The 2157-nt window shown below is 70.4% G+C and carries 3 protein-coding genes; all 3 read left to right on the forward strand.

Annotated features, from left to right (window positions below; translation table 11 throughout):
• A partial coding sequence (gene asnB / locus HOQ08_RS05790; RefSeq protein WP_291192429.1) for an asparagine synthase (glutamine-hydrolyzing) occupies window positions 1–1562 on the forward strand: 1562 nt, incomplete at its 5' end.
• 20 nt (window positions 1563–1582) lie between these two features.
• Window positions 1583–1852, forward strand: a complete 270-nt coding sequence (locus HOQ08_RS05795; protein ID WP_291192430.1) for an acyl carrier protein — start codon at window positions 1583–1585, stop codon at window positions 1850–1852.
• The coding region (locus tag HOQ08_RS05800; protein ID WP_291192431.1) for an AMP-binding protein at window positions 1849–2157 on the forward strand (309 nt) is incomplete at its 3' end. The genes HOQ08_RS05795 and HOQ08_RS05800, both read left to right, overlap by 4 nt.

A 2157-nucleotide genomic window follows, 5' to 3' on the forward strand; every position in this document is an offset into this window, starting at 1 on the left:
TGTGGGACGCCGAGCGCCGTCGCCTGCTGCTGGCGCGCGACCGCTGCGGGGTGCGGCCACTGTTCTTCACCCGCGCTGCGGGGCGCCTGTGGTTCGCCTCGGAGATCAAGGCGATCCTGGCCGCGTTGCCCGGGCAGGCCCGGCTCGATCCGGCCAGCCTCGCGCAGACCTTCACCTTCTGGGGGCCACTCGATCCGGGCAGCGTGTTCGCCGGCATCGAGAGCCTGCCGCCGGGGCATCTGCTGGCCATCGAGGCCGATGGCCGCCGGTCGCTCGCACGCTACTGGGACTGGAACTTTCCCGGGCAGGGCGCGCCGCGGCCGCGCTGGCGCTCGGTGGAGCAGGCCGCCGGCGAGCTGCGCGAACTGCTGACCGACGCCGTGCGCCTGCGCCTGCAGGCGGACGTGCCGCTGGGCGCCTACCTGAGTGGCGGGCTGGACTCCTCCGCCGTGGTGGCGCTGATGCGCGAAGCCGGCGCTGCGCGCCTGCGCAGCTATTCGATCGCCTTCGACACCGCCGAATTCGACGAGAGCGCGCACCAGCAGGCGATGGTTCGCCACCTGGGCTGCGAGCACGCCACGCTGCACTGCACGCGGCGGGCCATCGGCGAGGCCTTTCCGCAGCTGGTCCGCCAGGTCGAGGCACCGGTGCTGCGCACCGCCGGCGTGCCGCTGATGCTGCTGGCCCGGCGCGTGCGCGAGGACGGCTGCAAGGTGGTGCTGACCGGCGAGGGGGCCGACGAGGTGTTCGCCGGCTACGACCTGTTCAAGGAAGCCAAGGTGCGGCGCTTCTGGGCCAGGCAGCCCGATTCGCGCTTCCGTCCCGCCCTGCTCGGACGCCTTTACGGCTATCTCGAGAACTCCCCGGTTCGGCACGCGGCGCTGGCGCAGTCGTTCTTCGGCCGCGGCATGGAGCATCTGGACCGGCCGGTGTTCGCGCACGCGCCGCGCTGGACGAGCTCGCAGCACGCGCTGCGCTTCCTCTCGCCGGAGCTGCGCGAACAGGTCGGCGACTTCGAACCGCTGGGCTGGTACGAGCGGCGCCTGCCACTCGCCGTCAAAGCCTGGAGCCCACTGGCGCGCGACCAGTACGTGGAGGCCAAGACCCTGCTGGCCGCCTATCTGCTGCCTGCGCAGGGCGACCGCCCGGCGATGGCGCACGGCGTGGAAGGGCGCTTTCCCTTCCTCGATCACCGCGTGGTCGAGTTCGCCAACGCCTTGCCGGAGCGCTGGAAGATCCGCGGGCTGACCGAGAAGTACCTGTTGCGCCGCGCACTCGAGGGGCTCTTGCCGCCTGCGATCGGCCAACGCACCAAGCAGCCTTACCGGGCGCCGGACCAGTCCAGCTTCTTCATCGACGGCGAACCGCTGGATTACGTGGCCGAGCTGATGAGCCCTGTGCGCCTGCGCGATGCCGGCTACTTCGATGCCGCCGCGGTCGGCCGCCTGTTCGAGAAATGCCGACACGGGCGGGCGATCGGCTTTGCCGACAATCAGGCTTTCGTCGGCATCCTCTCGACCATGCTGGTCCACGAATCCTTCGTGCGGCGGGCCGCTGCATGAAACCTGCCATGGAGCTACCGATGTCGACCCAAGCCACGAACGTGAAGGCCCGCGTCCGCGACTACATCCTGGAAAACCTGATGTTCAGCGACGACCCGTCCGAGCTTGTCGACGACGTCTCGCTGCTCGACCGCGGCATCATCGATTCCACCGGCGTGCTGGAAGTGGTGCTGTTCCTGGAGGAGAGCTTCGGCCTGCAGGTGAAGGCCAGCGAGATGCTGCCGCAGAATTTCGATTCGGTGGCCAACATCGTGGCCTTCGTCGAGCGCCAGCAGCGGGGCGGCGCGTGAAATCCGCCGCGCCGCCGCGCCGTCTGCTGCACGACGCCCTGCTGGAGCACGCAGCCGACCCGGCGCGTGCGCAGCACACGGCGGTCGTGGTCGAGGGCCGGCCCTACAGCTACGCGCAGCTGTTCGATGCCGCCAGCCGCCTCGCCGGCGCGCTGGCCGCGCGCGGCGTGGAGCGCGGCGACCGCGTGGCGATCTACATGGACAACACCTGGCCCTGCGCGGTGGCGATCTTCGCCACGCTGCTGGCCGGCGGCGCGTTCCTGGTCATCAATCCGCTGACCAAGTCGGACAAGCTCGGCTTCATC

Source organism: Frateuria sp. (genome assembly GCF_013362045.1).
In the GTDB taxonomy this organism is placed as follows: domain Bacteria; phylum Pseudomonadota; class Gammaproteobacteria; order Xanthomonadales; family Rhodanobacteraceae; genus Frateuria_A.

Bases quoted from the DNA above. Each gene is read 5' to 3' on its own strand.
- HOQ08_RS05795 (WP_291192430.1), top strand. From the start codon at position 1,583: ATGTCGACCCAAGCCACGAACGTGAAGGCCCGCGTCCGCGACTACATC.